This is a genomic window from Amycolatopsis sp. cmx-8-4 (genome assembly GCF_046548675.1).
In the GTDB taxonomy this organism is placed as follows: Bacteria; Actinomycetota; Actinomycetes; order Mycobacteriales; family Pseudonocardiaceae; genus Amycolatopsis.
The window spans coordinates 160,844-187,625 of the sequence record NZ_JAEBDZ010000006.1 but is presented as its reverse complement, the minus strand read 5'-3'; the positions used below and the strand labels follow the sequence as shown (position 1 = coordinate 187,625).

General features: G+C 68.5%; 25 protein-coding genes and 1 pseudogene. 13 read left to right on the top strand and 13 right to left on the bottom strand.

The window, feature by feature from the left end:
• Window positions 1-14 precede the first annotated feature (14 nt).
• From ACLJQZ_RS14830 to ACLJQZ_RS14810, 5 genes are all read right to left on the bottom strand, one after another.
• Entirely contained in the window at window positions 15-284 is a 270-nt protein-coding gene (locus ACLJQZ_RS14830) for a hypothetical protein (protein ID WP_410620578.1), read from the bottom strand.
• Window positions 285-389: 105 nt separating this feature from the next.
• On the bottom strand, window positions 390-947 hold the full coding sequence (locus ACLJQZ_RS14825) for a flavoprotein (protein WP_410620577.1): 558 nt from the start codon (window positions 945-947) through the stop codon (window positions 390-392).
• Window positions 948-951: 4 nt separating this feature from the next.
• Window positions 952-2,187 carry a helix-turn-helix domain-containing protein gene (locus tag ACLJQZ_RS14820; RefSeq protein ID WP_410620576.1) on the bottom strand — a complete coding sequence of 412 codons (1,236 nt, stop codon included), beginning with the start codon at window positions 2,185-2,187 and terminating at the stop codon, window positions 952-954.
• 79 nt (window positions 2,188-2,266) lie between these two features.
• Window positions 2,267-2,635, bottom strand: coding sequence for a hypothetical protein (locus tag ACLJQZ_RS14815; protein WP_410620575.1), 369 nt, complete (start codon window positions 2,633-2,635; stop codon window positions 2,267-2,269).
• A gap of 398 nt (window positions 2,636-3,033) precedes the next feature.
• A complete protein-coding gene (locus ACLJQZ_RS14810; RefSeq protein ID WP_410620574.1) occupies window positions 3,034-3,909 on the bottom strand; it encodes a hypothetical protein in 876 nt (291 codons plus the stop codon).
• 824 nt (window positions 3,910-4,733) lie between these two features.
• On the opposite strand from ACLJQZ_RS14810, the gene ACLJQZ_RS14805 reads away from it, so the two are divergent.
• Window positions 4,734-5,273: a DUF6193 family natural product biosynthesis protein gene (locus ACLJQZ_RS14805; protein ID WP_410620803.1), complete on the top strand. Its 540-nt coding sequence runs from the start codon at window positions 4,734-4,736 to the stop codon at window positions 5,271-5,273.
• A 154-nt stretch (window positions 5,274-5,427) separates the two neighbouring features.
• Here ACLJQZ_RS14805 and ACLJQZ_RS14800 read toward each other — a convergent pair whose 3' ends face one another.
• Both ACLJQZ_RS14800 and ACLJQZ_RS14795 read right to left on the bottom strand, forming a co-directional pair.
• A complete protein-coding gene (locus tag ACLJQZ_RS14800) occupies window positions 5,428-5,901 on the bottom strand; it encodes a carboxymuconolactone decarboxylase family protein (protein ID WP_410620573.1) in 474 nt (157 codons plus the stop codon).
• 70 nt (window positions 5,902-5,971) lie between these two features.
• Window positions 5,972-6,190, bottom strand: coding sequence for a hypothetical protein (locus tag ACLJQZ_RS14795; protein WP_247057662.1), 219 nt, complete (start codon window positions 6,188-6,190; stop codon window positions 5,972-5,974).
• Between the two features lie 238 nt (window positions 6,191-6,428).
• On the opposite strand from ACLJQZ_RS14795, the gene ACLJQZ_RS14790 reads away from it, so the two are divergent.
• On the top strand, window positions 6,429-7,310 hold the full coding sequence (locus ACLJQZ_RS14790) for a DUF2382 domain-containing protein (RefSeq protein WP_410620572.1): 882 nt from the start codon (window positions 6,429-6,431) through the stop codon (window positions 7,308-7,310).
• A gap of 107 nt (window positions 7,311-7,417) precedes the next feature.
• Here the strand turns inward: ACLJQZ_RS14790 and ACLJQZ_RS14785 are convergent, their stop codons facing one another.
• Window positions 7,418-9,307, bottom strand: a complete 1,890-nt coding sequence (locus tag ACLJQZ_RS14785) for an acyl-CoA dehydrogenase (RefSeq protein WP_410620571.1) — start codon at window positions 9,305-9,307, stop codon at window positions 7,418-7,420.
• A 693-nt stretch (window positions 9,308-10,000) separates the two neighbouring features.
• On the opposite strand from ACLJQZ_RS14785, the gene ACLJQZ_RS14780 reads away from it, so the two are divergent.
• Both ACLJQZ_RS14780 and ACLJQZ_RS14775 read left to right on the top strand, forming a co-directional pair.
• Window positions 10,001-10,603 carry a DUF6745 domain-containing protein gene (locus ACLJQZ_RS14780; protein ID WP_410620570.1) on the top strand — a complete coding sequence of 201 codons (603 nt, stop codon included), beginning with the start codon at window positions 10,001-10,003 and terminating at the stop codon, window positions 10,601-10,603.
• Between the two features lie 18 nt (window positions 10,604-10,621).
• The gene (locus tag ACLJQZ_RS14775) at window positions 10,622-11,044 is read left to right on the top strand and encodes a hypothetical protein (protein ID WP_410620569.1); all 423 of its coding nucleotides are present in this window, start codon (window positions 10,622-10,624) and stop codon (window positions 11,042-11,044) included.
• 90 nt (window positions 11,045-11,134) lie between these two features.
• On the opposite strand, the gene ACLJQZ_RS14770 is transcribed toward ACLJQZ_RS14775, so the two are convergent.
• Window positions 11,135-11,695 (bottom strand): hypothetical protein, encoded by a 561-nt coding sequence (locus ACLJQZ_RS14770; protein WP_410620568.1) that lies wholly within the window; start codon window positions 11,693-11,695, stop codon window positions 11,135-11,137.
• Between the two features lie 145 nt (window positions 11,696-11,840).
• A complete protein-coding gene (locus ACLJQZ_RS14765) occupies window positions 11,841-13,820 on the bottom strand; it encodes a thioredoxin domain-containing protein (RefSeq protein WP_410620567.1) in 1,980 nt (659 codons plus the stop codon).
• 169 nt (window positions 13,821-13,989) lie between these two features.
• On the opposite strand from ACLJQZ_RS14765, the gene ACLJQZ_RS14760 reads away from it, so the two are divergent.
• From ACLJQZ_RS14760 to ACLJQZ_RS14740, 5 genes and pseudogenes are all read left to right on the top strand, one after another.
• Window positions 13,990-15,552: a hypothetical protein gene (locus ACLJQZ_RS14760; protein WP_410620566.1), complete on the top strand. Its 1,563-nt coding sequence runs from the start codon at window positions 13,990-13,992 to the stop codon at window positions 15,550-15,552.
• 195 nt (window positions 15,553-15,747) lie between these two features.
• Window positions 15,748-17,118, top strand: coding sequence for a 3' terminal RNA ribose 2'-O-methyltransferase Hen1 (locus tag ACLJQZ_RS14755; protein WP_410620565.1), 1,371 nt, complete (start codon window positions 15,748-15,750; stop codon window positions 17,116-17,118).
• Window positions 17,115-19,607, top strand: coding sequence for a polynucleotide kinase-phosphatase (locus tag ACLJQZ_RS14750; RefSeq protein ID WP_410620564.1), 2,493 nt, complete (start codon window positions 17,115-17,117; stop codon window positions 19,605-19,607). Before ACLJQZ_RS14755 ends, ACLJQZ_RS14750 begins: the two co-directional genes overlap by 4 nt.
• A gap of 83 nt (window positions 19,608-19,690) precedes the next feature.
• Complete coding sequence (locus ACLJQZ_RS14745; protein WP_410620563.1) at window positions 19,691-20,803, top strand: sensor histidine kinase; 1,113 nt, start codon at window positions 19,691-19,693, stop codon at window positions 20,801-20,803.
• Window positions 20,800-21,408: pseudogene (locus tag ACLJQZ_RS14740) on the top strand (response regulator transcription factor); the annotation flags it as partial. The gene ACLJQZ_RS14745 and the pseudogene ACLJQZ_RS14740, both read left to right, overlap by 4 nt.
• 41 nt (window positions 21,409-21,449) lie before the next feature.
• On the opposite strand, the gene ACLJQZ_RS14735 reads toward ACLJQZ_RS14740, so the two are convergent.
• Entirely contained in the window at window positions 21,450-21,782 is a 333-nt protein-coding gene (locus ACLJQZ_RS14735) for a hypothetical protein (protein WP_410620802.1), read from the bottom strand.
• Window positions 21,779-22,690 carry a mycothiol conjugate amidase Mca gene (gene mca / locus ACLJQZ_RS14730; RefSeq protein WP_410620562.1) on the bottom strand — a complete coding sequence of 304 codons (912 nt, stop codon included), beginning with the start codon at window positions 22,688-22,690 and terminating at the stop codon, window positions 21,779-21,781. Before mca ends, ACLJQZ_RS14735 begins: the two co-directional genes overlap by 4 nt.
• A 162-nt stretch (window positions 22,691-22,852) precedes the next feature.
• Here mca and ACLJQZ_RS14725 point away from each other — a divergent pair, with 162 nt between their 5' ends.
• The 3 genes from ACLJQZ_RS14725 (at window position 22,853) to ACLJQZ_RS14715 (ending at window position 24,910) form a co-directional block, all read left to right on the top strand.
• The gene (locus ACLJQZ_RS14725; RefSeq protein WP_410620561.1) at window positions 22,853-23,308 is read left to right on the top strand and encodes a DUF4307 domain-containing protein; all 456 of its coding nucleotides are present in this window, start codon (window positions 22,853-22,855) and stop codon (window positions 23,306-23,308) included.
• 195 nt (window positions 23,309-23,503) lie between these two features.
• Window positions 23,504-24,007 carry a transcription elongation factor GreA gene (gene greA / locus ACLJQZ_RS14720; RefSeq protein ID WP_247057692.1) on the top strand — a complete coding sequence of 168 codons (504 nt, stop codon included), beginning with the start codon at window positions 23,504-23,506 and terminating at the stop codon, window positions 24,005-24,007.
• A 90-nt stretch (window positions 24,008-24,097) separates the two neighbouring features.
• Window positions 24,098-24,910: an MBL fold metallo-hydrolase gene (locus tag ACLJQZ_RS14715; protein WP_410620560.1), complete on the top strand. Its 813-nt coding sequence runs from the start codon at window positions 24,098-24,100 to the stop codon at window positions 24,908-24,910.
• 13 nt (window positions 24,911-24,923) lie between these two features.
• Here ACLJQZ_RS14715 and ACLJQZ_RS14710 read toward each other — a convergent pair whose 3' ends face one another.
• Window positions 24,924-25,397: an Lrp/AsnC family transcriptional regulator gene (locus ACLJQZ_RS14710; protein WP_410620559.1), complete on the bottom strand. Its 474-nt coding sequence runs from the start codon at window positions 25,395-25,397 to the stop codon at window positions 24,924-24,926.
• Between the two features lie 122 nt (window positions 25,398-25,519).
• Here ACLJQZ_RS14710 and hppD point away from each other — a divergent pair, with 122 nt between their 5' ends.
• Window positions 25,520-26,722, top strand: a complete 1,203-nt coding sequence (gene hppD / locus ACLJQZ_RS14705; RefSeq protein WP_410620558.1) for a 4-hydroxyphenylpyruvate dioxygenase — start codon at window positions 25,520-25,522, stop codon at window positions 26,720-26,722.
• The last annotated feature ends 60 nt before the right edge of the window (window positions 26,723-26,782 follow it).

The window sequence follows — 26,782 nt, the reverse complement described above, 5'->3', positions numbered from 1 at the left end:
TGAGTTTCTTGCGCTCAGTCGCGCTCTTCCGACCACTGGTCGCCGACAGGAGAGGAGTAGGTGCGGGTGCGGTTCTGCGTCTCGCACCACTCGCCGAACTCGTTCGCGGCCACGGCGAGGCTCCGCGCGAACCGTGCGGTGTCCATCAAGCCGCCGATCCGAGCCGGTACCTGGATCATGATCGCGGTTTCATCGCCCCCGGCCGCCAGCTGGCGGACTCCAGGGGCAGGCGACACGACGGCAACGCCTCCGACGAGGGGCTGAATCACCACGTGCATGCCCATGTGTGCTCTCCCGATGTCTCGGCTCGAGCGCGTCCGATTGGGCGCGCTGAAACCAGGAGACACCTGGGCAAGGAAGATCACCCGGACAAACTGTCCGGGTCGGCTCTAGCGGTCGGCCGGAACGGCCTTCTCGATCGCGTCCAGCATGGCTGACCAGGGAAGATCCCGGCCAGGAGCAGACCGCGGTTCATGCAACGGCCAGACGTCATCACCGTAGAGCAGGTCCACGCCGACCCTCTTGAGGTTCTCGATGTGCATGGTCCAGAACGGCTGACGCGCGTGGGCTGCATTGACGCGCGGAAACACGATCACCGGCAGGTTCAGCGTCCCGATCGCCTCGTTGACCTGCGTCAACGCCTGGTTGTCGGCGATGCCGAGAGACATCTTCGCCACTATGTTCGCCGAGGCTGGCGCCACCAAGTAGCAGGTCGGAGCCGGGTGCGGGCTCTTCTGCGATGGCGACCGGGACTCGACCCGCACCGGGTAGCCAGTGGCCTGCTCGATCTCGTCAAGCTGCCCGGTCTCGGCCAGCCAGCGGCTGGCGGTGGGAGTCAGGGTGACCGCGACTGTCCAGCCCGCGTCCTGGGCAGGCTTGATCAGGCGCGGAAGCAGGTCTTCAACCCCGCCGGCCCCAGAGGCGACCAGCCCGAGAACACGAGACATGCGGCTACCTCACCGCGCCGCAGCGCTCAGCCAGCGCAAGCAGCGCCGAGGATTTACTGGCCGTGGCCGGGGCACGCCGGTACATGGACCGCACGACCTCCCGGACCATCGTGTTGTGCCGGACAATGGTCGGCGACTTCTGCTCGGCCCGCAGTAGGACCTGAAACGCATCGTCGTCCTTGGCAAGCAGGCTGAGCGCACGGGCGAAGTCGATCAGGTGCGTGACCTGGCGTTCCACCGGCAAGTGTTCGACGTTCACGCGTGGCGCGGTCTCGATCACCTGACTAACGTCGCCGAGGTCCAGGGCGGCCGACAGCCGGTGGAGCTCCACATTGGCCGGCCCGAACCCGGTCTGCCAGTGGTTGGCGTCCACACCCAGCTGGTCAGCGGCGGTTTTCGCGTGCCCAAGGAGGTCGTTCGCTGTGTTCCGGTCCTGGTGTCGCGCCGCCGCGACAGCCGTGCGGAGGTAGAGCATCCCGTACAGGCTCAGCGCGGCCGGATCACCCTCGGCCATCCTGGGCAGCAGCCACTTCGCCGCGACGTCACCCAGCTCAAGCGCGTCATCGAACCGGCCCACTGCCAGCAGCGCATGAGTACCCGACCGGGCAGCCGAAGCCAGAACCAGCGGATCATCGGAGTCGTCCGCAGCCTGCATGGCGCGTTCCGCCGCGATCCAGGCGAGATCAGCTTCGCCAATCTTGCTGAGCGTGGTTGCGGCCAGGTGGTGCACCCGCGCCGAGATAGCCGCACAGGTCCGCTTGTACTCGGCGTCGTCCGACGAGGCCGCTTCCATCGCCTGCGTCGTCTTGATCAGCCCGGGCAGTGCGGTGACGACCCGCCCGAGGTCACCCTTTTGGTAGCTCGACCAAGCACCTTCTACCAGTTGGCGGACCGGTTGCGGGTCGATGTACTCGGGCGACATGGCCGAGGAGAACAGCGTCCGCGACAGCCGGCGGGGAGCCATCAACGCATCCCGTATCGCCGGAACGTCGTCGTGCTTATCCCGCTCTTCCATCAGCACGGGTTCGCCGAGCAGGTCACCAAGGGTTACCCGGAGCGCTCGCGCGAGGTCGGCCAGCACATCCAGGCGGCGAATGTCCCGCTCACCGCGCTCGATCTTGCTCAACCAGTCTTCGGTACGGCCCACCAGGTCAGCAAGAACCGCCTGCGACAGCCCACGCCGCCGCCGGTAGAACGCGATCCGCTCACCGATACTGAGCTGATCACCCGCACCACGCATGGTCCCAGGCTAACAGCGATTCCAAACCTCGGCCCGCAACGACCAACACTGACGCCTAGCGGCCATGAAGCCCGCACAGCTACATGTTTTCATTTTCTTCAATTAGACGGTTCTCGATTCGACTGATACCCAGATCGGTTATCTGCAATTTTGCATCAACTGCGACAATTTGACGATTCTTCGCAGATGTCAGATTCTTTATAGCACGACGTACACCTGAACCATCTTTAGGAACAACCCTTAGGAGGTCCGATTGCGTCATTCCAGACCGCTCATGCATCAAGTGAACAAGAATTTCTTCTTCGGTTGTCAACCTTACAGATTGAACTAGCGACTGACCGCCATAGCTGCGAATTAACGGATGAGGGAAACGCGACAACTCGTCTACCGCATCTACCAGCGCCGCCTGATCCGTCGTGACGAACACCCTTAACAGTTCAGCAAACACCCATCTTGCACCCTCGAGCACGAACCTCGAATCAATCTCATTTGCCGTGTACGTTGGCGAAACGTGCACAGCGCCACGCTGGCTTCGAAGTTTATATATCGATCGAATGATATAAGCAATCTGATTGGCGCTCTTAGCGTCCGGAAACTGAATGTGAAGCGTTTGAGTTTTCGATATACCTCAGACAATCATCAACACCCTTTGCCAGGTTGAATTTTCCCGAGTCTACGCCATATACGATACGCGCAGCGACCTCGGCGAACCTCCCACCATCAAGCTCTGTGTACTGCCACTTTTTTAAAGCAAATGCTTCTTCAAGTTTGCTTGCCTCCTCGAAGAGTTGGCTAGCCAATTTTGGATCAGTACTCCGCCCAAGGAGCCCTTCAAGGCCCGACTTATTACTTGCCATTGATCGGCATCGCCTTCAGGTATTCTTCACCCTTGGCGGTTATTCTTACAAGGTTGTTGATCGTAGATCTATTTATGTAACCCAACTTCTGCAACCCTTTGAAGTTACCATTTACATCATTAGTCACGATTCCATCGCCCAATTTGTCAGTCAACCAAACAATCTCCTTATTTGAGAGTCCTTCCAAGCCAAGCTCTTTGGCCAACCTGGTCGCCCACAAGAGTCTGTCTCGCTTGACTTTAATAGCCCCATACGAAGGAATATCAGGCATAGGAACCCCACAGATATCGACACCTTCGAAGTTTTCAGGCACACTCGTTATGCGAGTCTTCTTGGCGGCAGTCGCCCTCGGCTTCACTGCACCACCTGTCCGCCTAGCGCGCAGAGCCGCGAATCCTGACTCAAGAATATTTTCCACTCGCTTCGTCAGGAAGTACTCACCCGACTTGCCGGCTTCAGCAACCCACCCCGACGCAATTGCGCCACTTAGGTCGCGATTAATTTTCGCTGGCACACGCTCTCGAGCACTCTGGAAAAGGGGGCCGATCTCGTCAATCTCAAAAGTGTCGCCATCCCGGGAGTTCAGAAGATTTGCAGCAAGAGCAACGATCTTCTCCCCATTTGTTTTAGCGCCGGCAACGTCGATCGCTTCCCTGGGAGTCAAGGACTCGTTTCGCGACGGCCTGCCACCCGATGATGCGACACCTTTCCCCTGCTCACCATTATTATCAAGCGAGACATCCGGATTCCCGCCCGAATGAAGAGCATCAATAAAGGCGACTATCTTTGTGGCCTCCCCTAAGGAAATATCCTCCTCGAAGGAGATGCGGCCGCTTAACTTCAAGTGCACCGACTGATCGGCCATGTAGTACCCCAATCGTTACAACTGACTCCGACGCCCGTTTTGCATCAACTACTGCCGAACTTGGCTCTATGGGATCAAGGGCGCGCCGCCGGTGGCGGCGCGCCTGTCGCCTATGTAGCCCCTCGCTTTGGCGGCCGCATCCGCTTCCGACACGGCGGGCTGCCGCTCCGCTTCGCCCGCCGGCCGGGCGGTGCGGCCGCCAGCGGGTCACCTGGCGCAGCGCCGCACGGCGGCGGCACACGGGTCCCCTGACCCATCCCGGCCTCCTCGACGAGCTACGAGCGGTGGTGCCATTCGGGTCGCTCGTGAGTCGATCTCTGTTACGCAGGGTCGTGAGAGACCTCCATCCCGAAGCCTGATCGTGACAACGGCCGGTAGCACCGCGTCAAGACGATGAAGCGTGTCTTGACCCGGCACCACCGGCCGCGTGGAGGCTTCGTATCGGGATGCAGGGCAGAGTGTGGCTGGGGTCCGCCAGGCCGTCTCCAGGCCGTCAGAGGTCAGGAAGAGGCAAGCACCCGCGAGAACTGATGACAGACAAAACCGCAGCTCAGCGAACCTAAGAGGCAGGAGCGCCAAGGTCGAGCAGAACCCCGAAGCAGATCATCGCCATCTGGTTGGCCATGTACGCCTAACTGACCAACGCCACAGGTAACTTGGGTGGCATGGGGGAATCGCTGTACCAGGACCTGGTCGACTCAGGTGGTCTCGAGGCCCTGCTCCGAGCCGCGTGTCCCGACTGCGATATCGATATGAGGGACGCTCCGGGCGCCTTCGGCGGCTTCGTAGCCACGGTAAGCAGGCGCGACCGCGTCGTGACCGTCATGCCATTCAAGGGCAAGCGTCTGTTCCGCGTGCGGCACATGCTGCACGAGACCTACCTGAGCTGGCTGTCCACGACCCAACTGGCGGAGGTCACCGGAGCTGCTGCGACCTGGCTCGGCGGCGCCACCGCACGGGAACTGGCCGCCGCGTGGCCGTTCGCCGACTTCGTCGACATCGCGGACGCGTACGACAGCGGTGACCGGATCGAACTCATGTGGCAGCGGTACCGCGCGCACGAGAAGTTCGACCTGGACGAGTTCGTCGAGGCTGCGATGCGGGAGCCGCGGCTGCGACGGATGTTCCCGTTCACGTCGATGTACTGGATGTCGTTCCGACCGACCGCGGACGAGTATCGGGTGCCCGGCCCATGGGTGCGGTCGGCCGGTGACAGACGGTTCATCGTCGTCGAGGATCGACGTGTGGATCCCGGCATCACCCACGACGCCACGGAGGCGGTCCGGATGTGCCTGACCGTGATGGACCGCCTCGGCGTGCCGTCGCCAGAGGAGCTCCGCATCCAGGAGTACCCGTCTCGGTGAGGTTCCGTCGGCCGGTCGAGTAGAACCCGGAGCAGATCATCTCGTTCCGGCCGGCAGCGCCGGGCACGCGGACATCCTGCGCGAGTCGCTCGATGGGCAGACCGTCTCCTGACGCACGCGCGAGGAGGGGACTCGCGAGAGTCCCCTCCTCGGGTCAGCTCCACATTCCGGGCTCGTAGTCGCCCGCCGGGTTGCGGGCGATCACGTTCAGCCTGTTCCAGGCGTTGATCGTCGCCACCAGGACTATCAGCGCGCCGATCTGCTCGTCGTCGTAGTGCTTGCGGACGTCGGCCCACGTGTTGTCGCTGACGCCGTGGTGGGTGTCCGCCAGGCGGGTGCCCTCCTCCGCCAGGGCCAGCGCCGCGCGCTCTGCCTCGGTGAAGACCGTTGCCTCGCGCCACGCTGCCACCAGGTTCAGGCGCAACGCCGTCTCGCCTTGGTGCGCCGCGTCCTTCGTGTGCATGTCCAGGCAGACGCCGCAGCCGTTGATCTGGCTGGCCCGGATCTTCACCAGCTCCTGCGTCGCCTTCGGGAGCGTCGACTCCTCGACCGGGCGGGACGCCGCGATCAGGCGCTTGACGAACTTGCCGGCGACCTCGTTCTCGAACATGTTGATGCGCGCTTCCATGGTTTCCCTTTCGCCGTGCGGTTTCAGCACCTTGACGAAGCGGCGCGCGCGGTTGTGACAGTGGTGCCGGTCACACGACCTGCCTCGCCGCCTCTCGCGCGGCCGCCGCGAGCTTGACCAGGAAGCGCGCGAACTCCGACTCCTCCGCGCGGTTGCGCGGCGGCGCGAGCGTCACCGTCACCTCGCCGAGCTTCAGCACCACCGCCGGCAACGGGTGGTCCCAGCCGACGAACTGCATCACGGCGTCCGCGTCGGCCGGGACGCGCCACATCACTTCGCACTCGTCCATGCCCTGTCTTTCCCAGCCGCCCGGGGTTACACACCTTCGCACCAACCCCGAACCCGCGGATCGCGTCCCTGGCCACGGCCCTGACCTGCGGCGATACCTCGGACTTAGCCTGCGGGCGGTGCTTCAAACCCGCACCTTCGGGGGTCACCCACAGGGACACCACGACGGTTGCCGTGATCAAGGCCACGGCCGACCGTTGCCCCGGACACACTCAACGCGTGGAAGGAGCAGCACAGCGATGGCCAAGACCATGCAGCCCCAGGAGCTCATCGACAGTGCCGTCGTCGACCCGAACGGCCACAAGCTCGGGAAGGTCGGCAACGTCTACCTCGCCGACGCGACGCACCAGCCGGAGTGGATCACGGTGAAGACCGGCCTCTTCGGGACCAAGGAGAGCTTCGTCCCGCTTTCCGGTGCGCACACCGACCATGACGGCGTGCACGTCCAGGTCGACAAGGACAGCGTCTCCGACGCGCCCCGCATCGACGCCGACGGCCACCTCTCGCCGGAGGAGAGCGCGCAGCTCTACAAGCACTACGGCCTGCCGGTGCCGCGGATGTCGCCCGACGGGCGGATGGACGACCGCGCGGCCCAGGGCAAGGGTACGGGCCGCGAGAAGTCCAGAATGGACAGTGCGGGGACCCGCCAGGCCGCCATGGGCGACGCCGGCCGCCGACGGTCCGAAATGGACGGCCGGTCCGGGATGGACGGCCGGGACAAGGCCGGCCGCGACAAGCTGGGCCGCGACGACGACCGGACCATGACGCGCTCCGAGGAGCGGCTGAACGTCGGGACCGAGCAGGTCGAGACCGGGCGCGTGCGGCTGCGCAAGTACGTCGTCACCGAAGAGCAGCAGATCACCGTGCCGGTGAGCCACGAAGAGGTGCGCATCGAGCGCGAACCGATCAAGGACGGCCGCGGCGGGCGGGCCGAGATCGGCGAAGACGAGCAGGACATCATCCTGCACGCCGAAAAGCCGGTCGTGAACAAGGAAACCGTCGCCGTCGAGCGGGCGCGCCTCAAGACCGAGACGGTCACCGAAGACCAGACGGTGTCCGGCAAGGTCCGCAAGGAGCAGTTCGAGGTCACCGACGACAACGGCAAGCACCGCAAGTCGTAACCCTGAGCGGGCGGCCGGCTCCCCGAAGCCGGCCGCCCGGGGTCACGCCGGGAACCGGGGCGGACGCGCATCGCGCGCCGCCTCCTTTTCGTCGGTACCGCAGCAGGTCAGGACGTCAGCATCGGCGCGCGGAGGAACTGCTCCGGGATCCCGAACGCGTCCACCAGCGTCCGCGCGTGGGGCCGCAGCTCCGCGCACAGGCTGTTCACCGCCGCCGTCACGGCCTTTCCGCGAGACGCCGAAAGGCGGCCGTGGCCCAGGAACCAGGCCAGATCCTCTTCGATCGCCGACAGTGCGTACAGGTCGCAGACGCGCTCCAGCACCGAGCGGGCCTCCGGGTCCTCGCAGCGCTCGACGGCCCTGGCGAACGCCGTAAGGATCAGGCGCTCGACGTGCACCCGGCCGGCCCGCAGCACGTGGTCCTGGGCCGCGTTGAACACGCCGAACGGGTCGTCGCCCGCCTTGCGCAAGCGCTTCACCAAGCCTTCGACGACGTGCTCCTCGCGGTCCTCGAACAGCCCGAGCTGCCAGTCGCGGCGGAAGAACACGTCCGAATCGGACGCCTCGGTGAGCCGCTCGTACGCCTTGCGGGCGGACGTGCGCTCCAGGACCGTGCTGACCACCTGCTCGGCGAAGAAGCGCGCCGTCGCCAGCGGGCTCAGGTCCTCGAAGTCCTGCTTGAAGCTGGTCAGCAGGCCCTTCGCGACCAGCTGCAGCAGCACCGTGTTGTCGCCCTCGAACGTCGTGAAGACGTCCGTGTCGGCCTTCAGCCCGGCCAGCAGGTTCTCCGAGAGGTAACCCGAGCCGCCGCACGCCTCGCGCGCGGTCTGGATCGTCGCCGTAGCGTGCCAGGTGTTCATGGCCTTCAGCCCCGCGGCTCGGGACTCCAGCTCACGCTGTTCTTCCTCCGGCGCCGACGAGTCGATGTCGTGCAGCTTCGAGACCAGCTCCTCCTGGGCGAAGTGCAGCGCGTACGTCTTCGCCAGCGCGGGCAGCAGTTTCCGCTGGTGCGCCAGGTAGTCGAGGATGACGACCTCGTCGCCGTCCGGTTTCGTGAACTGGTGGCGGACCTCGCCGTAGCGGACGGCCAGCGCCAGCGCGCGTTTCGTCGCGCTGCCCGCGCTGCCGCCGACGCTCACCCGGCCGCGGATCAGCGCGCCCAGCATCGTGAAGAAGCGGCGGCTGTCACTCTCGATCGGGCTCGAGTAGGCGCCGTTGCCGTCGACGTCGCCGAAGCGGTTCAGCAGGGCCTCACGCGGGATGCGGACGTTGTCGAAGCTCAGCCGTCCGTTGTCGACGCCGTTCAGGCCCGCCTTCGGGCCGCAGTCCTCGATGGACACTCCGGGCGCGGGATTGCCGTCCTCGTCCCGGATCGGCACCAGGAACGCGTGCACGCCGCGGGATTCGCCGCCGGTGACCAGCTGCGCGAACACCACCGCCATCCGGCCGTCGCGGGCCGCGTTGCCGATGTACTCCTTCTTGGCCATGGTGTCCGGCGTGTTCATCACGAACCCACCGTCCACAAAGGTCGCCGTGGTCCGCAGGTGCTGGACGTCGGAACCGTGGCCGTGCTCGGTCATCGCGAAGCAGCCGAGCAGGTCGAGGGTCATGGTGTCGCGCAGGTACTTCGCGTGGTGCCGCTCGGTGCCCAGCAGCTGGACGGCGCCGCCGAACAGTCCCCATTGGACGCCGGCCTTCACCATCAGCGACAGGTCGCCGAAGCCGAGCATCTCGAACGACGTCACCGAGCCGCCGACGTCGCCGCCCCCGCCGTAGGCCGGGTCGAAGCCCAGCCCGGGCCGGTCGGTCGCGGCGAGCGCGCGCAGCTGGTCGAGCACCTGGGCGCGGTGGGCCTCGATGTCGAGGTCGATCGGGTCACGGAACTCCGAGCCGCTCATCTCGGCGCGCACGCCGCGGCGCAGCTCGGCCCAGCGGCCGTCGAGGACGGCGGTCAGCGCGTCCGGATCCACCTTCGCGGGCACATTGGGCACGTCCACGGCTTCCTCCGAAAAGTACTTGCTACTCGTTAGTAGTCAGCGTGCCCCAGCCGCGCGGATCCCGCAGGTTCAGATCACCCTTGCGTGGTCCACGGAACACCTGTAATCATCGGATCATGTCGATTCGAAAGGGCGTGCGCGCCCTGGTGCGTTGAGCACCCCGCGGCGGGAACCCCGCCGCATCCCCGTCCCGGGCGACGATTCCCGGGTCCCCGAAATCCGCGATGAGTGGCTGCGCCACGCGCTGAGCACCGAACCCGCCGCGCGCGGGACCGCGGAAGCCGTCATCAGCGAGCTGTACGCGCTGGCCGGGCACTCGCCACCCGAGTTCGTCTGGGTGAGTTCGCCCGCGGCCGCCGTCGCGCTGATCCCACCCGCGCAAGCGCTTTCGCTCGGCGGTGACCTGCCGGTCGAAGCGCGGACAGCGACGCTGGTGACGTCCTTGCGCGAGCGGCTCGACCAGTACATCGGGGCCGCGCGAGACCGGTACCGGCGGCCTGATCCGCCACGCGACGGCGCGTCCGTGCGGGAACTCCTCAACAACGGTGTCGCCCCTGCGCTGCGCCGGACGATCCGGGACGCCGTCGCCGGAGCGCTGCGCGGCGAGCTCGCGACGCCGTCCGGGCTGCACTGGTACGGCCAGCAGGACGCCTCTGGGTCGCGCACTACGACCTCCACCAGCGCGTCGACGGCGTGCGATTCGCCGCCGACGACGTCACGCAGCTGGAGCTGTGGGCCGCGCTCGCCCGGTCCTGCGGCTGGTGGTGGCCCCGCGAAAACGTTTGCGTCATCGCCGAACGGCCGCTCGTCGTGCGCACCGAGCGGCTGCCGTCGGACTACGGCGAAGCCCGGCTGCACAACGGAAGCGGGCCGGCGATGGCGTTCCCCGACGGCTGGACCGTGCACGCGTGGCACGGGACGCGGGTGCCGCCGTGGGTGATCGACGCGCCCACCGCGGACCGGATCACCGGCGAGCGCAACGTCGAAGTGCGCCGCTGCGCGATCGAGCACGTGGGCTGGACGGCGTTCATCGAAGACGCCGGCCTGCAGCTCCTCGCCCGCGCCGACGATCCCGGTAACCCCGGCTCGGAACTGTTGCTCTACGACTCGTGGCCGGAGCCGTGGCGGGCCCCGGCGCGCTTGCTGCTGGCGGTGAACGGCTCCGTCGAGCGCGACGGCACCCGCCGTCGTTACGGACTGCGCGTCCCCGCCGGATTCGACCATCCTCTCGACGCCGCCGGCTGGACGTACGGGCTCAGCGGAGCCCAGTACGCGCAGCTGAGCCGTCGGACCTGAACCCCCATAGGTGATCCCATGTATCTCGCGGAACTGCTCGACCACACCGGACTCGACGTCCTCGGCCACCTCGACCGGCAGGTCGCCGTGCCGGTCATCGACGGCCTGCAAGCCCAAGGCGACCTGATCGTCGTCCCGCAGGAGATGACCGGCGTCGACGCCCGGGGCTGGCGCCCGCTGCCCGACGAGGGCGTGGAACTCGTGCGCGGCGAAGACGGCAACAACCCGCACACCCTCGTCGCCGACCACGGCTCGTGCCGGCTGACGACCTGGGTGAGCGACCCCGAGCACCTCGCGATCGCGGTGGTGCGCAACGCCCTGCCGGTGTACCTCGTGCACCCGGAGCACGGGGCGACCGGCATCGCTCCGGGCCGCTGGGTCGTGCGCCGGCAGCGCGAGGCGGGCTTCGGGTTCCGGAAGGCGATCCTGGTCGCCGACTGACGGTGAGTGGCGGGTGCCGCCGAGGGGGCAGCACCCGCCACTCGCCGCCGGGGTTGGCGTGTCGCCGTGTGGCGACACGCCAACCGCCTGTCAGGCCAGGTCGGGACCCTTCGAACGCAGGTCGTCGACCTTGGTCATGGCTTCTCGCAGCTCGCCGAGCCAGCTGTCGGCGTGCTCGCCGACCAGGCGCACGGCCCAGGCCAGCGCCTCCGACCGCGAGCGCGCGACGCCGGCGTCGACGAGCGTGTCGAGCACCAGGCGTTCCGGCTGGCGGAGCCGGGTCATCACCGGCGCCGAGTGGGTGGTGAACAGCGCGGTCGTGCCGCCGAGCTTGGCGCCCCAGGCGACTTTCCGCTGGTAGCGGTGCTCGGCCTGGCGCGCGATCTCGATGCGCGCGTCGCGCGTCTCCTCGCGGAACCGGCTGATCCGGCCGTCCTCGGCCGCGGCGCGGGCCGCGTCGTCGGCGTGCTCTTCGGTCAACGCCGGCAGCTCGCCGACCAAGATGATCTCTTCCCGGTCGACCGTGACTTCCGGCGCACCGGTGAACCAGCCCTCGGGCAGGCGCCCGCCGAACCAGGCCGCCGCGTCGTCCGCCGACGGCACCTCGGCCTGCTGCCAGCCGCGGCCGCCGCCTTTCCAGCCTCGTCCCATGTCGCACCTCCGATTACATGATTACAACGCAACCGACGCTACGCTGAAAACACGCGAACATGGACGTCGTTCACCCACGGCGAAACGCATCTTTCCCTATGAAAGTGCGGGTTTTCGTGACAAGGTGTCGCATCCTTGCGGGGGGTCAGAGCTGGGCGGTGAGGGCTTCCGGGGTGGTGACCGGGCGGTCGCAGACGTAGCCGCGGCAGACGTACGCGGCCGGGGCGCCCTCGACCAGGGGGCGGTCGGCCAGCAGCGGGACGCCGGGGGCGTCTGGGGGACCCGCCAGCACGATGCCGCCGCCGTGGACGCCGCGGGCTGCGGCGAGGCGCAACGCCGGGTCCGCGCCGACCACCGCGACCTGCACCGGACCGGCCTGCATCGCCTCCGCGACCGACAGCCAGTGCCCGGCGAACCGCGGCGCCCGGCCGGCGAGCACCCCGACCCGGCGCACCGCCTGCTCCGCGGCCTCGCGATAACGCGACGCGCTTTCGTGGCCCGCGAGCGCGGACGCCGTCAGCAGCGCGCCGGCCAGCGCCGACGCTCCGGCCGGGCTCGCGTTGTCACCCGGGTCGGCCGGGCGCTGGACCAGCGTCTCGGCGTCGTCGGCGGTGTCGAAGTACGCGCCCGGGACGTCCGGGGACGCGAAGTGCGTCAGGGCCAGGTCGAGCAGCCGGGTCGCCTCGGTGAGCCACTTCGCCTCGCCCGTGGCCTGGTGCAGCGCCAGAAAACCGTCGGCGACGCAGGCGTAGTCCTCCAGCACGCCCGCCGACTCGCCGACGACGCCGTCGCGCGAGCTGCGGCGCAGGCGGCCGTCGACGACGTGGACGCGCAGCAGCAGCTCGGCCGCGTCGACCGCCCACTGGATCCACTGTGGACGATCGAGCGCGACGCCCGCCTCGGCCAGCGCCGTGATCGCCAGGCCGTTCCAGGACGCGATCACCTTGTCGTCCCGGCCCGGCTGCGGCCGCTTCGCGCGCTCGTCGAGGAGCGTGAACCGGATGTCCTCGAACGGCGTGTCCGCGAGCAGGCGCAACGTCGACGCGCCGTCCTCGAAGGTCCCCTCGGGCGTGACGCCGAACAGGTCGGCCGCCACCTTGCCGTCCTCGTCGCCGAGCACCTCGCGCAGCTGCGCCGGCGTCCAGACGTACGTCAGGCCTTCGACGCCTTCGGTGTCCGCGTCCAGCGACGACGCGAAACCACCCTGAGGTGTCCGCAGCTCCGCGGCGAGGAACTCGGCCGTCCCGGTGGCGACGCGCGACGCCGTCCGCGAGCCGGTGCGACGCGCGAGGTGGGCGTAGAAGCGCAGGAGCAACGCGTTGTCGTACAACATCTTCTCGAAGTGCGGCACGACCCACTCGGCGTCCACGGAGTACCGCGCGAAGCCGCCGGCGAGCTGGTCGTACAGCCCGCCGCGCGCCATCGCCTCCGCCGTCGAGTCCGCCAGGAACAGCGCGGCCTCGGAGCCGGTGCGCTCGTAGTGGCGCAGCAGGAACTCCAGCACCATCGACGGCGGGAACTTCGGCGCGCGGCCGAACCCGCCGTTGACCGGATCGGCGTCCCCCTGCAGCTTTTCGACGGCGGCCGCGAGCACGGCCTCGTCCACAATGGACTCCTGCAGCGGCCCGGTCTGCTCGGCGATGTGCGCGACGATCTGCTTCGCGCCCTCCAGCAGCTCGTCGGGCCGTTCACCCCACGCCTCGCTGACGGCGCCGAGCAGCTGCCGGAACGACGGCATGCCCGGCCGCGGCGTCGGCGGGTAGTAGGTGCCGCAGTGGAACGGCTCGCCGTCCGGGGTGAGGAAGCAGGTCATCGGCCAGCCGCCCTGCCCGGTCATCGCCTGCGTGGCGGCCATGTAGACGGCGTCGATGTCCGGCCGCTCCTCGCGGTCGACCTTGATGTTGACGAAGTTCGCGTTCATCACGGCGGCGGTTTCGGCGTCCTCGAACGACTCGTGCGCCATGACGTGACACCAGTGGCACGCGGCGTAGCCCACGGAAAGCAGGATGGGCACGTTCCGCCGGCGGGCTTCGGCGAGCGCGTCCGCGCCCCACTGCCACCACTCGACCGGGTTCTCCGCGTGCTGGAGCAGGTACGGGCTGGTCGCGCTGGCGAGGCGGTTCATAGCTCCAAGCGTCTCACATCACGCTCACATCTTGTATTCGTCGACCGAATAGGCCAGACCACAGCATCTGTACCCCAAGTCTGCACCGGACAGGTGACCGCCGACCGCGCCATTGACTTGTTCGCGTATCTTTGACACTTGCAACCCAGGCTACGCGATTCGGAGCAACATGACACCTGAGGCAGAGCTTCTGGAAATCATTGCCGACTATCGGAGACAGGTCGACGACCTAGCCATTTGGTCTACGGATGCCACCAGGGTTCATGCACTGCTACAGATGGCCGTTCGCCCACGCGCCGAGTCGTTCAGACACGGCGTCAACTTCACCGAATTCCCCTGGGAGACACTTGTCGAGATTTTACTGGGATGGCACTACGATCACTCACTGGGGGAAAAGGGTATCGCCGAGGGAGAAGTTTTCGACGCATTGCGCCTGGCTTTGAAGTTCGCGAGGATTATACCGCTCGAAACCGGAATTCGAACAGGCGCCTACAGAATTAGGAAAACCGGAAATGAATTCCGAGTCATCCACCAGTGGAACGTTGCACCCGAGGTCGCAGACCTTTACCTAGAACGGAGGTCGAGCACGCACACACCTTCGACACCGTCGGCAGCAGAACTAGAATGGGCGGCAAGGCAGACCCGAGAACAGCTCAACAATTTCGAACCGCCGCTTGAGCTTATGCAGATGGCCACCGATCGGGCATTGACTGCGATCAGAGAGTGGCAAGCCCCACCAACAGAGGGCCCTCTCGCGGATGATTTCGATCTGGGCCAGGGGTTGAAAGTCGGGTCCATGGCCGAGATTCTCAGCGTGCTAATGGCAACAGCCCAGCTCGGAGAACTGGCACACGCGAGGGTTCAGGCTCCCGGAGTGACACTCATACATGCTTCTCGCAGCACAATAATTGATTGGATGGAGAATCTCTGCAGCAGCTCTACCATACCGGTAATCGACGAAGCCCTCGATCGCTTGACCGCAGGGGCAGGTCGCTCAGTCCGCAGATCGCTCCTCATACCAAACGGCGAGATCATTACCATCCTACCTCTCCTCCTATTCCCGCGTGCGTTCGACTCGCTGATGCTGCGGACCGCCGCCTACGACCCAGCCTCGTACGGCCCGATCGGTCGGCGACAGGGGAATCGAGCGAACGTGTGGGCAACATGGCTTCGCACAATCGACGGAACCCGAGTAGCCGAACGACTCAAGGTACGGAACGCTACCGGCAAGATCGTTGGCGATTTGGATGTCGTCGCAGTCGACGCTACGACCATGCGCGGCGTGGTCTTCGAAGTGAAATCGCCCATCGACGCCGTGACTCTACCCGAGACACTCAAGATCGAAGAAAACATCACCGCCGCAGCGCGACAGCTGGGTCGCATTCGCGAGATTCTCGGAGCCGGCGAGTCGAAAGTGGAACTACCACACGGGTGGCCTGCATTTCAAGATGTCAAATGGACGTGGTGCATAGGCACTCCGCAGCAGTTGACTGCGCGACCGTTGCCGGAACCCAAAATGACGGCAATCTCCATGAGGTACCTCGCAAGCCTAAACGGAGTCGGCACTCTAACAGATGTGATCGATTTGCTCGAAAGGCCGGACTGGCCACACAATGACAGTCATTATACCGTGCAGAAGACGACCATAGAACTGGATCGACACCGGGTACACATGGACTCGATCCATCTAAAGGACGTGGATTGGCAACCTCGCGTGAGAAGGCCCTCGTGACGAGCCCTCCCAACTCGTCGAATTGCCGGCGCGACCACTAGCTTCCTTAATGCATCGCATGGCACCAGTGGCTCGCGGCGTAACCCACGGAAAGCAGGTACGGGCTGGTCGCGCTGGCGAGGCGGTTCATGCCTTCAGGGTCGCACTCCGGAAAACCGGGCGCGCGGTCACCGGGGCGTCAGCCACACTTGCGCGGTGCTGTTGACCATCACGACCACCCGTACCCCCGCCACCGACCTGGGCTTCCTCCTGCACAAGCATCCGGAGAAAGCCCAGTCGGTCGCGCTCTCCGCCGGCACCGCGCACGTCTTCTACCCCGAGGCGATGCCGCAGAAGTGCACCGCCGCGTTGTTCGTCGACATCGACGCGATCGAGCTCGTGCGCGGCGGCGGGACGTCGCTGACGCAGTACGTCAACGACCGGCCCTACGCCGGTGGCTCGTACCTCGCGGTGGCGTTGCGGGCGGCGTTCGCGACGGCGCTCGCCGGGCGCTGCACCGCGCGGCCCGAGCTGGTCGACGAGGCCTTCGACCTGGAGATCCACGTGCCGTCGCTGTCCGCGCGCGGCGGGGCCGAGGTCGTGCACAAGCTGTTCGAGCCGCTCGGCTGGCGCGTCACGGCCACGCCGATCCCGCTCGACCCGGAGTTCCCGCAGTGGGGCGACAGTCGTTATGTCGACCTGCGGCTGACTGGCACCCAGCGCGTTGCCGACGCGCTGCGCCACCTCTACGTCCTGCTGCCCGCGCTCGACGGCGACAAGCACTACTGGGTCGGCCAGGACGAGGCCGACAAGCTGCTGCGCGCCGGCGAGGGCTGGCTCGGCGGGCACCCCGAGCGGACGCTCATCACCAACCGCTACCTCGAGCGACGCCGTCCGGTCGTCAACTACGCGCTGTCGCGGCTCGCCGAGGCGGACGACGTCCCGGCCGAGGCCGAAGCCCTGGTCACCGAGGTCCCCGACCGGCCCGAACCGCTGTCCACGCAGCGGCACGGCAGCGTGCTCGCCGCGCTCCGGGCCGCCGGCGCCCAGCGCGTCCTCGACCTCGGCTGCGGTCCCGGCGCGCTGCTGCGCGTGCTCGAGAAGGAGCCGTCGTTCACCGAGATCGTCGGCGTCGACGTCTCGTCCTCCGCGCTGGACATCGCGGAGAAGCGGCTCAAGCACCACAGCCGGGTGACGCTGCGGCAGTCCGCGCTGACCTACGCCGACCCGGCGCTGGCCGGGTACGACGCGGCCGTGCTGATGGAGGTCGTCGAGCACGTCGACGAAGAGCGCCTGCCGGCCCTGGAGCACGCCGTCTTCGGGGTCGCGGCGCCGCGGACGGTGATCGTCACGACGCCCAACGCGGAGTACAACCGGCTGTTCGAATTCCTCCCGATGGGGCATTTCCGGCACGCCGATCACCGGTTCGAATGGACCCGGGCGGAGTTCCGCGAGTGGGCGGACGGCGTCGCGGCCCGGAATCGCTACGCCGTTCGTTACCTGCCAGTCGGACCGGAGGACCAGGATTCAGGACCGCCGACCCAGATGGCGGTCTTCACGACCAGTGACAAGGAGGTGGCCGCGTGAAGCTGACCGTTCCCGAGATGTCCCTCGTCGTGCTCGTCGGCGCTTCCGGCTCCGGCAAGTCGACGTTCGCGCGCACGCACTTCGCGCCGACGCAGGTGCTCTCCAGCGACTTCTTCCGCGGGCTCGTCGCCGACGACGAGAACGACCAGTCCGCGTCCGCCGACGCCTTCGACACGCTGCACTACGTCGCGGGCAAGCGGCTCGCGGCCGGGCGGCTGACCGTCATCGACGCGACGAACGTCCAGCGCGCGTCGCGGGCGAGCCTGGTGAAGCTCGCGAAGGAGCACGACGTGCTGCCGACGGCGATCGTGCTCGACCTGCCGCTGGGCGTGTGCGCGGCGCGCAACGCCGGGCGGCCCGACCGCGACTTCGGCGAGCACGTGATCCGGCGGCAGCGCGGTGAGCTGCAGCGGTCGCTGAAGTCGCTGGAGCGCGAGGGTTTCCGGCGTGTGCACGTGCTGCGCGGCGAGACCGAGGTGGCCGAGGCGGAGATCGCCGTCGAGCCGCTGCGCAACGACAAGCGCGAGCTGACCGGGCCGTTCGACGTCATCGGCGACGTCCACGGCTGCGCGGCCGAGCTCGAGGAGCTGCTGGCCGAGCTGGGCTACGCCGACGGCGTGCACCCCGAAGGGCGGACCGCGGTGTTCGTCGGCGACCTCGTCGACCGCGGGCCGGACACGCCGGGCGTGCTGCGGCGCGTGATGGGAATGGCCGAGAGCGGCAACGCGCTGGTCGTCTGCGGGAACCACGAGCAGAAGCTGGTGCGCGCGCTGCACGGGCGCAAGGTGAACGTCGCGCACGGGCTCGCCGAGTCGCTGGAGCAGTTCGGCGCCGAGACCGAGGAGTTCCGCCGTCAGGCGCACGAGTTCTGCGACGGCCTGATCGCGCACTACGTCCTCGACGGCGGCAAGCTCGTCGTCGCGCACGCCGGGCTGCCCGAGCGCTACCACGGGCGCGCGTCCGGGCGGGTCCGCAGCATGGCGCTCTACGGCGACACGACCGGCGAGACCGACGAGTACGGCCTGCCGGTGCGGCTGCCGTGGGCGCGCGACTACCGCGGGTCCGCGATGGTCCTCTACGGGCACACGCCGACGCTGGAACCGGAGTGGGTCAACAACACCATGTGCCTCGACACCGGGGCCGTCTTCGGCGGGAAGCTGACGGCGCTGCGCTACCCGGAGCGCGACGTCGTCTCGGTGAAGGCGCACCAGGTCTGGTACGAGCCGACGAAGCCGCTCGACGCGTCGCGGCCGCTCGGTGGGCGTGAGCCCGCCGTGCTGGAGCTGGCCGACGTCACCGGCAAGCGGGTCGTGCAGACCATGCAGCACGGCCGGGTCGGCGTCTCGGCGGAGCAGTCGGCCGCGGCGCTGGAGGTGATGAGCCGGTTCGCGGTGGACCCGCGCTGGCTCGCCTACCTGCCGCCGACGATGGCGCCGTGTTCGACGTCTTCGCGCGCGGACTACCTGGAGCACCCGGAGGAGGCGTTCGCCGAGTTCCGCGCGGCCGGCGTCCAGTCGGTGCTGTGCGAGGAGAAGCACATGGGTTCGCGGGCCGTCGTGCTCGTCTGCCGGGACGACGACGTCGCCTACAAGCGCTTCGGGGTCCAGGGCGGCGGAGCGGTCTACACGCGCACCGGACGGCCGTTCTTCTCGGCGGCGCAGAATCTCGAGCTGCTGGCGGACGTGCGTTCGGCGGCGGCCGGGCTGTTCGACGAGCTGGACAGCGGCTGGCTGCTGTTCGACGCCGAACTGCTGCCGTGGAGCGCGAAGGCGGGTTCGCTGATCTCGGACCAGTACGCGTCGGTCGGGGCGGCCGCCCAGGCCGTCCTGCCCGCCGCCGTCTCCGCGCTGGCGACGGCGGCCGCGCGCGGCATCGACGTCACGGACCTGCTGGCGCGGACGACTGCCCGTGAGTCCACTGTGGACTCCTACCGGGCGGCGTACCGGCGCTACTGCTGGCCGACCGAGGGGCTCGACGGCGTGCGGCTGGCACCGTTCCAGCTGCTGGCCTCGGAGGGCGCGAGCTACCACGACCGGCCGCACTCGTGGCACCTGTCCCTGCTCGAGAAGCTGACCGGGCCGCGCTTCCAGCGCACCCGGACGCTGGCGGTGGACGTCCTCGACGAGACGTCGGTCGCCGTGGGCGTCGCGTGGTGGGAGGAGCTGACGGCCGCGGGCGGCGAGGGCATGGTCGTCAAGCCGGCGGCCAACCTGACCCGCGGCGCGCGCGGGCTGGCGCAGCCGGGGGTGAAGGTGCGCGGGCGCGAGTACCTGCGGATCATCTACGGCCCGGACTACACACTGCCGGTGAACCTCGAGCGGCTGCGCAAGCGGGGCCTCAACCGCAAGCGGATGCTGGCGCTGCGGGAGTACGCGCTCGGGCTGGAAGCACTGGAACGCGTCGCGCGGGGCGAGCCGCTGTGGCGGGTCCACGAGTGCGTCTTCGCGGTGCTGGCGCTGGAGTCGGACCCGGTGGACCCGCGGCTCTAGTGGTCGCGCCCGGCCGGCTCGATCCGCGACCGTGTGGACTCAGGTCGCTGTGCGGCCCCTCCCTCCGGTCGTACGCTCGGGTGATGACCGGCTCGGCGACCTGCGTCCGCCCTGGCCCGCTGACGGCCGCGGCGGTCGTCGGTGCGGCCGCGACAGCTTGGGGGCAGTACGCGTCCGGTGACCTGCGGGCCTACGACGTCCTGGCCGGGCTGCTCGGCTGCGCGCTCGTGCCGCTGGTGTTCCGCCGGCCGGTGCGGAGCACGCTCGCGCTGGCGGTGCTGGCCGTCCTGTCGCCGCTCGCGACACCGCCCGCCGTGCTCGGCGTGCTGCAGGTCGCGCGGTCCCGGCCGTGGAGCCACGCGGTCGCCGTCGCCGTGGCCGGTGTCGCGGCCCACGCCCTGCGTGGCCTCTGGCGGCCGACCGCCGGGCTGCCCTACGGCTGGTGGCTGGCGCTGGCGGTGCTCGCGCACGTCGCCGTCGTCGGGCTCGGCGCGCTCTCCGCGGGCCGTGACGCCGTGCTCATCGCCCTCAACGAACGGGCCCTGCGCGCCGAAGCCGAGCAGGGCCGGCGCATCGCCGAGGCGCGCGCGGCCGAACGCGCGTCGATCGCGCGCGAGATGCACGACGTCCTCGCGCACCGCCTTTCGCTGCTCGCGACCTACGCCGGCGCGCTCGAATACCGGCCCGACGCCCCGCCGGAGAAGCTCGCCCAGGCGGCCGGGGTGGTGCGGGCCGGGGCGCACCAGGCGCTCGGCGAGCTGCGGGAAGTGATCGGGTTGCTGCACGACGACCCGGTGCTCGACGGCACGGAACAGCCCGTGCCCGAGCTGACCGACCTGCCGGGGCTCGTCGAGGAGTCCCGCGCGGTCGGCACGGCGGTGCAGGTGACCGGCGAGGTCGGCGGGGTGCCGGGGATGGCGGGACGCACCGCCTACCGCGTCGTCCAGGAAGCTCTGACGAACGCCCGCAAGCACGCGCCGGGCCAGCCGGTGCGGATCGCACTGGGCGGGGAAGCCGGGGCCCGGCTGGAGATCGACGTCACCAACCCGCTCGGCCCGGCCGGGGATCCCCAGCGGGTGGCCGGGCACGGGCTCGTCGGCCTCACCGAGCGCGTCCGGCTGGCCGGCGGGCAGCTCGACCACCAGCGGACCGGCGGCGAGTTCCGGCTGCGGGCCTGGCTGCCGTGGCCGCGATGACCCGGTTGCTGCTGGTGGACGACGACGACCTCGTCCGCGCCGGGCTGACGCTGATGCTCGACGGTTTCGGCGGCATCCGCGTGGTCGGCGAGGCCGCCGACGGTGACGAAGTGGCCGCGGCGCTCGACGCGCACCCCGCCGACGTCGTGCTGATGGACGTCCGGATGCCGCGTGTCAACGGGATCACCGCGACCCGGCGCGTGCGGGCGCGGCCGAACCCGCCGGAAGTGATCGTGCTGACGACGTTCGACACGGACGAGAACGTGCTGCTGGCGCTACGGGCCGGGGCGAGCGGGTTCCTGCTGAAGGACGCGCCGCCGCCGCAGATCGCGGACGCCGTCCGGCGGGTGGCCGACGGCGAGCCGATCCTTTCGCCGCGGGTGACGCGGCGGCTGATGGACCGCGCGGCGACCGAGGCCGGAACTTACGAGCGGGCCACGCGGGCGCTGTCCGCGCTGAGCCCGCGGGAGCAGGAGGTCGCCGACGGCGTCGGCCGCGGGGCGGCGACCGCCGAGATCGCGGCGGACCTGCACGTGGGCGTGACGACCGTCAAAGCGCACATTGCCCGCATCCTGACCAAGCTGGACCTGGGCAACCGCACCCAGGTCGCCCTGCTGATGCACGACGCGGGCGGTGCTGACGCGGGTCAGTCGGCCTTGGCGGGCGAGGTGTCCTCGGTCGCCTTCGTCTTCTCGACCGGCTCGGCCTTCGCCTGCGGCTCGCCCTCGGCCGGTGCCGGCTCGGCCTTCTCGGCCGGTTCGTCGAAGCTGGCCGGGACGCGCTTGAGGTGCTTCGTCATCGAGCGCACCAGGAAGGCCACCGCGATGAGGAACAGGATCAGCACCAGGAAGCCGACCGGGGACGACTTGCCGAAGTCCTCCCCCTGCCCGCCGTTGTCGCCGTTGCCGGGTTGCTGCGCCAGCACCACCGCCGACGCGGTCACCGGAAGCGCCACGACGGCCGGCAGCGTCAGACTCATGTGTTCACCTTCTCCTTGATGCCGGCGAACAGGTCATCCTCCGGCAACGTGCTGTCCACCTGCGACTTGACCAGCTCGTACTCTTCGGTCGGCCAGGTCGCCCGCTGGATCTCCAGGGGGACGAAGAACCAGCGGCTGTTCGGGTCGATCTGCGTGGCGTGCGCCTTCAGCGCCTCGTCCCGCGCCTCGAAGTATTCACCGCACTCGACACGGGTCGTCACCCGCTCCATCACATCGGCCCGGTCGGGGTCCCACTTCGCCAGCCACTCGGTGTACGGCGACTCGAGCCCGGCCTCCTTCAAGGCGGCGTCGAAGGCCATCATCCGGGCCTTCGAGAACCCGTGCATGTAGTACAGCTTCAGCGGCTGCCACGGCTCGCCGGCGTCGGGGAAGCGGTCCGGGTCGGCCGCCGCGTCCCACGCCGCCATCGACACCTCGTGGGTGCGGATGTGGTCGGGGTGCGGGTAGCCGCCGTTCTCGTCGTAGGTGGTGATGACGTGCGGGCGGAACTCCCGGATCACGCGCACCAGCGCCTCGGTGGACTCCTCCAGCGGCACCACCGCGAACGAGCCCTCGGGCACCGGCGGCAGCGGGTCGCCCTCCGGCAGGCCGGAGTCGACGAAGCCCAGCCAGCGCTGGCTCACGCCGAGGATCTTGGCCGCGCGGGCCATTTCCTCCCGGCGGACCTCGCTCATGTTGGCCAGCACTTCGGGGCGGTCCATCGCGGGGTTCAGGATGCTCCCCGCTTCACCCCCGGTGCACGTGACGACCAGCACCTCGTGGCCCTCGGCGGCGTAGCGCGCCATGCTGGCGGCGCCCTTGCTGGACTCGTCGTCCGGGTGCGCGTGCACGGCCATCATGCGCAGGCGCGGCCCGGCGGTGTTCCTCAGCTCGTCAGCTTCCACCATGCTCCGAACGACTCCCTCTCGACCCTTATTCCGTAACCCACCCAGGACCCACCTGCGCGGCGCGCACCCGGCCAGCGGATACTCGGGTCCCGTAGGCGGTACCCGTGCCGGACGACACCATTGTCCCCAGGGGTACGACAAGTTCGAGCAGGAGGCCCCGGGTTGGCAGGCGGACCGGCGGAAACGGTCGTCGGGAGCAGCGCGTCGACGCTCCCCGAAGGCCGCTACGGCACCGACCGCGCACCGACGTCCCGGCGCTGGCGGCGCTGGTTGTTCCTGGCCATCGCCCTGGTCGTCAGCGGGGTGGTCGCGTACGTCGCCTACGTCAACCTCGGGTCCGCGCCGATCGACGCCGAGCGCGTCGCCTTCAGCGGCAAACCGGGCAACGCGATGGAAATCACCCTCAACGTGACCCGTGACGACAACAACCGGCCGGGCGTGTGCGTCGTCCGCGTCCGCGACAAGACCGGCGCCGAGAGCGGCCGCAAAGAGCTCCTGATTCCCGCCGGCGCGAACTACAGCACCATCACCACCACGATCAAGAGCATCGGGGCTCCGGTGACCGCCGACGTGTACGGCTGCTCGTACGACATACCACGGTACCTGTCAACCCCATAGCGGCCAACGGGGTGAACCGCGCGCTCAACGCCCACGACGCGCGGAAAAAAGGGGCTTGGCCCTGTCGTGCCGTGATAGTCTGACCCCTCAGCACGGCCCACGACGGGCCGTGTTTTTCCTTTATCTCAGCCACGCGGGCACCTAGGCCCGTGTGGGCCGGCTTGAACACGCAAGCCTGGCAGGCCCGACGAGGAGATGGTGACCGTGAGCGACACCAAGGTGACCTGGCTGACCCAGGATGCCTACGACCGGCTCAAGACCGAGCTCGACGAGATGATCGAGAATCGGCCGGTTATCGCCGCGCGCATCAACGACAGCCGCGAAGAGGGCGACCTCAAGGAGAACGGCGGCTACCACGCCGCCCGTGAAGAACAGGGCCAGGCCGAGGCACGCATCCGGCACCTGCAGGAACTGCTGCGCGGGGCCAAGGTCGGCGAGGCGCCGGCCAACGACGGCACCGCCGGCCCGGGCAAGGTGCTGACCGTCCGGTACGACGGTGACGACGACGAGGAGAAGTTCCTGCTCGCCACCCGCGAAGAGGGCGCCGAGGGCGGCCTCGACGTCTACTCCCCCGAGTCGCCGCTGGGCAAGGCCCTGCTCGGCGCCAAGGAGGGCGAGTCGCGCGAGTACGAACTGCCGAACGGCAAGTCCCAGAAGGTGACCCTCGTCAAGGCCGTCCCCTACAGCGACGGCAAGTAGCGGTCCGGGCGCGCCCGGTTTATCCGTCGCCGGGCGCGCGTCCCCGCAGCTAGCGTGTCCTCCCAGGAGCCACATTCCGGGAGGACGTCAGTGAGCACGGAACCGATCTGCCAGGCCTGCGGCATGCAGTACGCCGAGGCCCGGGACAACTGCCCGGTCTGCGAGGACGAACGCCAGTACGTCCCGGCGGCCGGGCAGCAGTGGACGAACCTGGCCGCACTCCGCGCGAGCGGCACGTACACCCCGCGCGTCGAGGAACAGGGCCCCGGCATCGTCGGCGTCGGCTCGAACCCCGGGTTCGCGATCGGCGAACGCGCCCTGCTGGTGCAGGCGGAGTCCGGCAACTTCCTCTGGGACTGCGCGGCGTACCTCGACGACGCGCTCGTCGAGCGGGTCCGCGCCCTCGGCGGGATCACCGGAATCGCGATCAGCCACCCGCACTACTACACGACGATGGTCGAGTGGGCGCACGCGTTCGACGCACCGATCCACCTCCACGAAGGCGATCGGCAGTGGATCGGCCGGCCCGACCCGGCGGTGCAGCTGTGGTCCGGCACGACCCTGGACGTCGCTCCCGACCTGCGGCTGATCAACCTGGGCGTCCACTTCGACGGCGGCACGGTCCTGCACTGGCCGGCGGGCGAAGAGGGCCGCGGCGCGTTGCTGTCGGGCGACATCGTGCAGGTGATCCCCGACCGCACGCACGTCGGTTTCATGTACAGCTACCCGAACCTCGTCCCGGAGCGCCCGCACATCGTCCGCCGCGCGGCGGAACTGCTGGCGGGCTACCGCTTCGAGGCGATCTACGGCGCGTGGTGGGACGCGATCGTGCGCACCGACGGCTTCGAGGTCGTGCAGCGCTCGGCGAAGCGCTACCTGGATCAGGTCGTCGACAAGGACTGAGTCAAAGCCCGGGTCAGCCGCGGGCGGTGCGTTCCAGCAGGGGGCGGACGCGCGGCGGGACCGGCGTCGACAGCGCGATCGACGTCGACGTCCGCTGGACGTCCGGGACGCCGACCACCTCGTCGATCACCCGCTGCAGGTCGTCGTTGCCCCGCGCCACCATGCGGACGAACAAGTCGCCCTGGCCCGTCGTCGCGTGGACCTCGCAGACCTCGTCGATCGCCGCCAGGGCCTCCGCCACCTCCGCGCGGCGGCCCTGCGCTATCTCGATCACCGCGAACGCCGTGAGGCCGTAGCCCATCGCCGCGAGGTCGAGCTCCGGCGGGAACCCGCCGAGGATGCCGCGCTCGGCCAGGCGGTCCAGGCGCGCCTGGACCGTGCCGCGGGCCACCCCGAGGCGGCGGGCGCACTCCAGCACCCCCAGCCGCGGGGTGTCGGTGAGCAACAGCAACAGCCGCGCGTCCAATGCGTCGAGGTTCTCCGACATTGCCCTCTTCCCTGCACAAGTTGTCCATGATGACAGCCGATGTCCCGCAAACACCGATCATATTGTCCAGCAAAAACTGAGACCATTGCACATCTTGCCTCACGAGGCGGATCCTTCGAGGTATGACCCAGACTGCCGAACCCCACCAGGGTGCCCTCGACGACGTCAGCTACGACCAGCTGCGTCAGCTCGTCGGCCTCGTCGACCACGACGCCTCGACAGACCCGTTCCCGGTCAAGGCCATGGACGCGGTCGTGTTCATCGCCGGCAACGCGACCCAGACCGCCTGGTACTACCAGATCGCGTTCGGGATGCAGCTCGTCGCCTACTCCGGCCCCGAGACGGGGAACTTCGAGCGCAAGTCCTACGTGCTCAAGTCCGGCTCGGCCCGGTTCGTCATCACCGGTGGTGTGCGGCCGGACTCGCCGCTGCTCGAGCACCACCGCAAGCACGGCGACGGCGTCATCGACCTGGCGCTGGAGACCACCGACGTCGACAAGTGCGTCGAGCACGCCCGCGCGCAGGGCGCGACCGTTCTCGAGGAGCCGCACGACGTCTCCGACGAGCACGGCACCGTGCGCGTCGCCGCGATCGCGACCTACGGCGAAACCCGCCACTCGCTGGTCGACCGGTCGCGCTACACCGGCGTCTACCTGCCCGGCTACGAGCCGCGCGAGAGCACCGTCAAGCGGCCCGAAGGCGCGCCGAAGCGGCTGTTCCAGGCCGTCGACCACTGCGTCGGCAACGTCGAGCTCGGCAAGATGGACTACTGGGTCGACTGGTACCACCGCGTCATGGGCTTCGTGAACATGGCGGAGTTCGTCGGCGACGACATCGCGACCGAGTACTCGGCCCTGATGAGCAAGGTCGTCTCGAACGGCAACCACCGGGTGAAGTTCCCGCTGAACGAGCCCGCCGTGGCGAAGAAGAAGTCGCAGATCGACGAGTACCTCGAGTTCTACGGCGGCGCGGGCTGCCAGCACATCGCGCTGGCCACCAACGACATCATCGCCACGGTCACCGCGATGCGCGCCGCCGGCGTCGAGTTCCTGGACACCCCGGCGTCGTACTACGAGGACCCGGAGCTGCGCGCGCGGATCGGCAACGTCCGCGTGTCGATCGAGACGCTCAAGGAGCACAGCATCCTCGTCGACCGCGACGAGGACGGCTACCTGCTGCAGATCTTCACCAAGCCGATCGGCGACCGGCCGACCGTGTTCTACGAGCTCATCGAGCGCCACGGTTCGCTGGGCTTCGGCAAGGGCAACTTCAAGGCTCTGTTCGAGGCCATCGAGCGTGAACAGGACCGCCGAGGCAACCTGTAACCACCGCACGAAACGGCGAAGGCCACCATCGGGTACCTCCGGGTCCCCTATGGTGGCCTT

Excerpts from the sequence above, each read along its gene's own strand:
- ACLJQZ_RS14830 (WP_410620578.1), bottom strand. The coding sequence starts at position 284 with ATGGGCATGCACGTGGTGATTCAGCCCCTCGTCGGAGGCGTTGCCGTC.
- ACLJQZ_RS14825 (WP_410620577.1), bottom strand. The coding sequence starts at position 947 with ATGTCTCGTGTTCTCGGGCTGGTCGCCTCTGGGGCCGGCGGGGTTGAA.
- ACLJQZ_RS14820 (WP_410620576.1), bottom strand. The coding sequence starts at position 2,187 with ATGCGTGGTGCGGGTGATCAGCTCAGTATCGGTGAGCGGATCGCGTTC.
- ACLJQZ_RS14810 (WP_410620574.1), bottom strand. The coding sequence starts at position 3,909 with ATGGCCGATCAGTCGGTGCACTTGAAGTTAAGCGGCCGCATCTCCTTC.
- ACLJQZ_RS14805 (WP_410620803.1), top strand. The coding sequence starts at position 4,734 with ATGCCATTCAAGGGCAAGCGTCTGTTCCGCGTGCGGCACATGCTGCAC.
- ACLJQZ_RS14800 (WP_410620573.1), bottom strand. The coding sequence starts at position 5,901 with ATGGAAGCGCGCATCAACATGTTCGAGAACGAGGTCGCCGGCAAGTTC.
- ACLJQZ_RS14795 (WP_247057662.1), bottom strand. The coding sequence starts at position 6,190 with ATGGACGAGTGCGAAGTGATGTGGCGCGTCCCGGCCGACGCGGACGCC.
- ACLJQZ_RS14790 (WP_410620572.1), top strand. The coding sequence starts at position 6,429 with ATGGCCAAGACCATGCAGCCCCAGGAGCTCATCGACAGTGCCGTCGTC.
- ACLJQZ_RS14775 (WP_410620569.1), top strand. The coding sequence starts at position 10,622 with ATGTATCTCGCGGAACTGCTCGACCACACCGGACTCGACGTCCTCGGC.
- ACLJQZ_RS14770 (WP_410620568.1), bottom strand. The coding sequence starts at position 11,695 with ATGGGACGAGGCTGGAAAGGCGGCGGCCGCGGCTGGCAGCAGGCCGAG.
- ACLJQZ_RS14765 (WP_410620567.1), bottom strand. The coding sequence starts at position 13,820 with ATGAACCGCCTCGCCAGCGCGACCAGCCCGTACCTGCTCCAGCACGCG.
- ACLJQZ_RS14760 (WP_410620566.1), top strand. The coding sequence starts at position 13,990 with ATGACACCTGAGGCAGAGCTTCTGGAAATCATTGCCGACTATCGGAGA.
- ACLJQZ_RS14745 (WP_410620563.1), top strand. The coding sequence starts at position 19,691 with ATGACCGGCTCGGCGACCTGCGTCCGCCCTGGCCCGCTGACGGCCGCG.
- ACLJQZ_RS14735 (WP_410620802.1), bottom strand. The coding sequence starts at position 21,782 with ATGAGTCTGACGCTGCCGGCCGTCGTGGCGCTTCCGGTGACCGCGTCG.
- mca (WP_410620562.1), bottom strand. The coding sequence starts at position 22,690 with ATGGTGGAAGCTGACGAGCTGAGGAACACCGCCGGGCCGCGCCTGCGC.
- greA (WP_247057692.1), top strand. The coding sequence starts at position 23,504 with ATGGTGACCGTGAGCGACACCAAGGTGACCTGGCTGACCCAGGATGCC.
- ACLJQZ_RS14710 (WP_410620559.1), bottom strand. The coding sequence starts at position 25,397 with ATGTCGGAGAACCTCGACGCATTGGACGCGCGGCTGTTGCTGTTGCTC.
- hppD (WP_410620558.1), top strand. The coding sequence starts at position 25,520 with ATGACCCAGACTGCCGAACCCCACCAGGGTGCCCTCGACGACGTCAGC.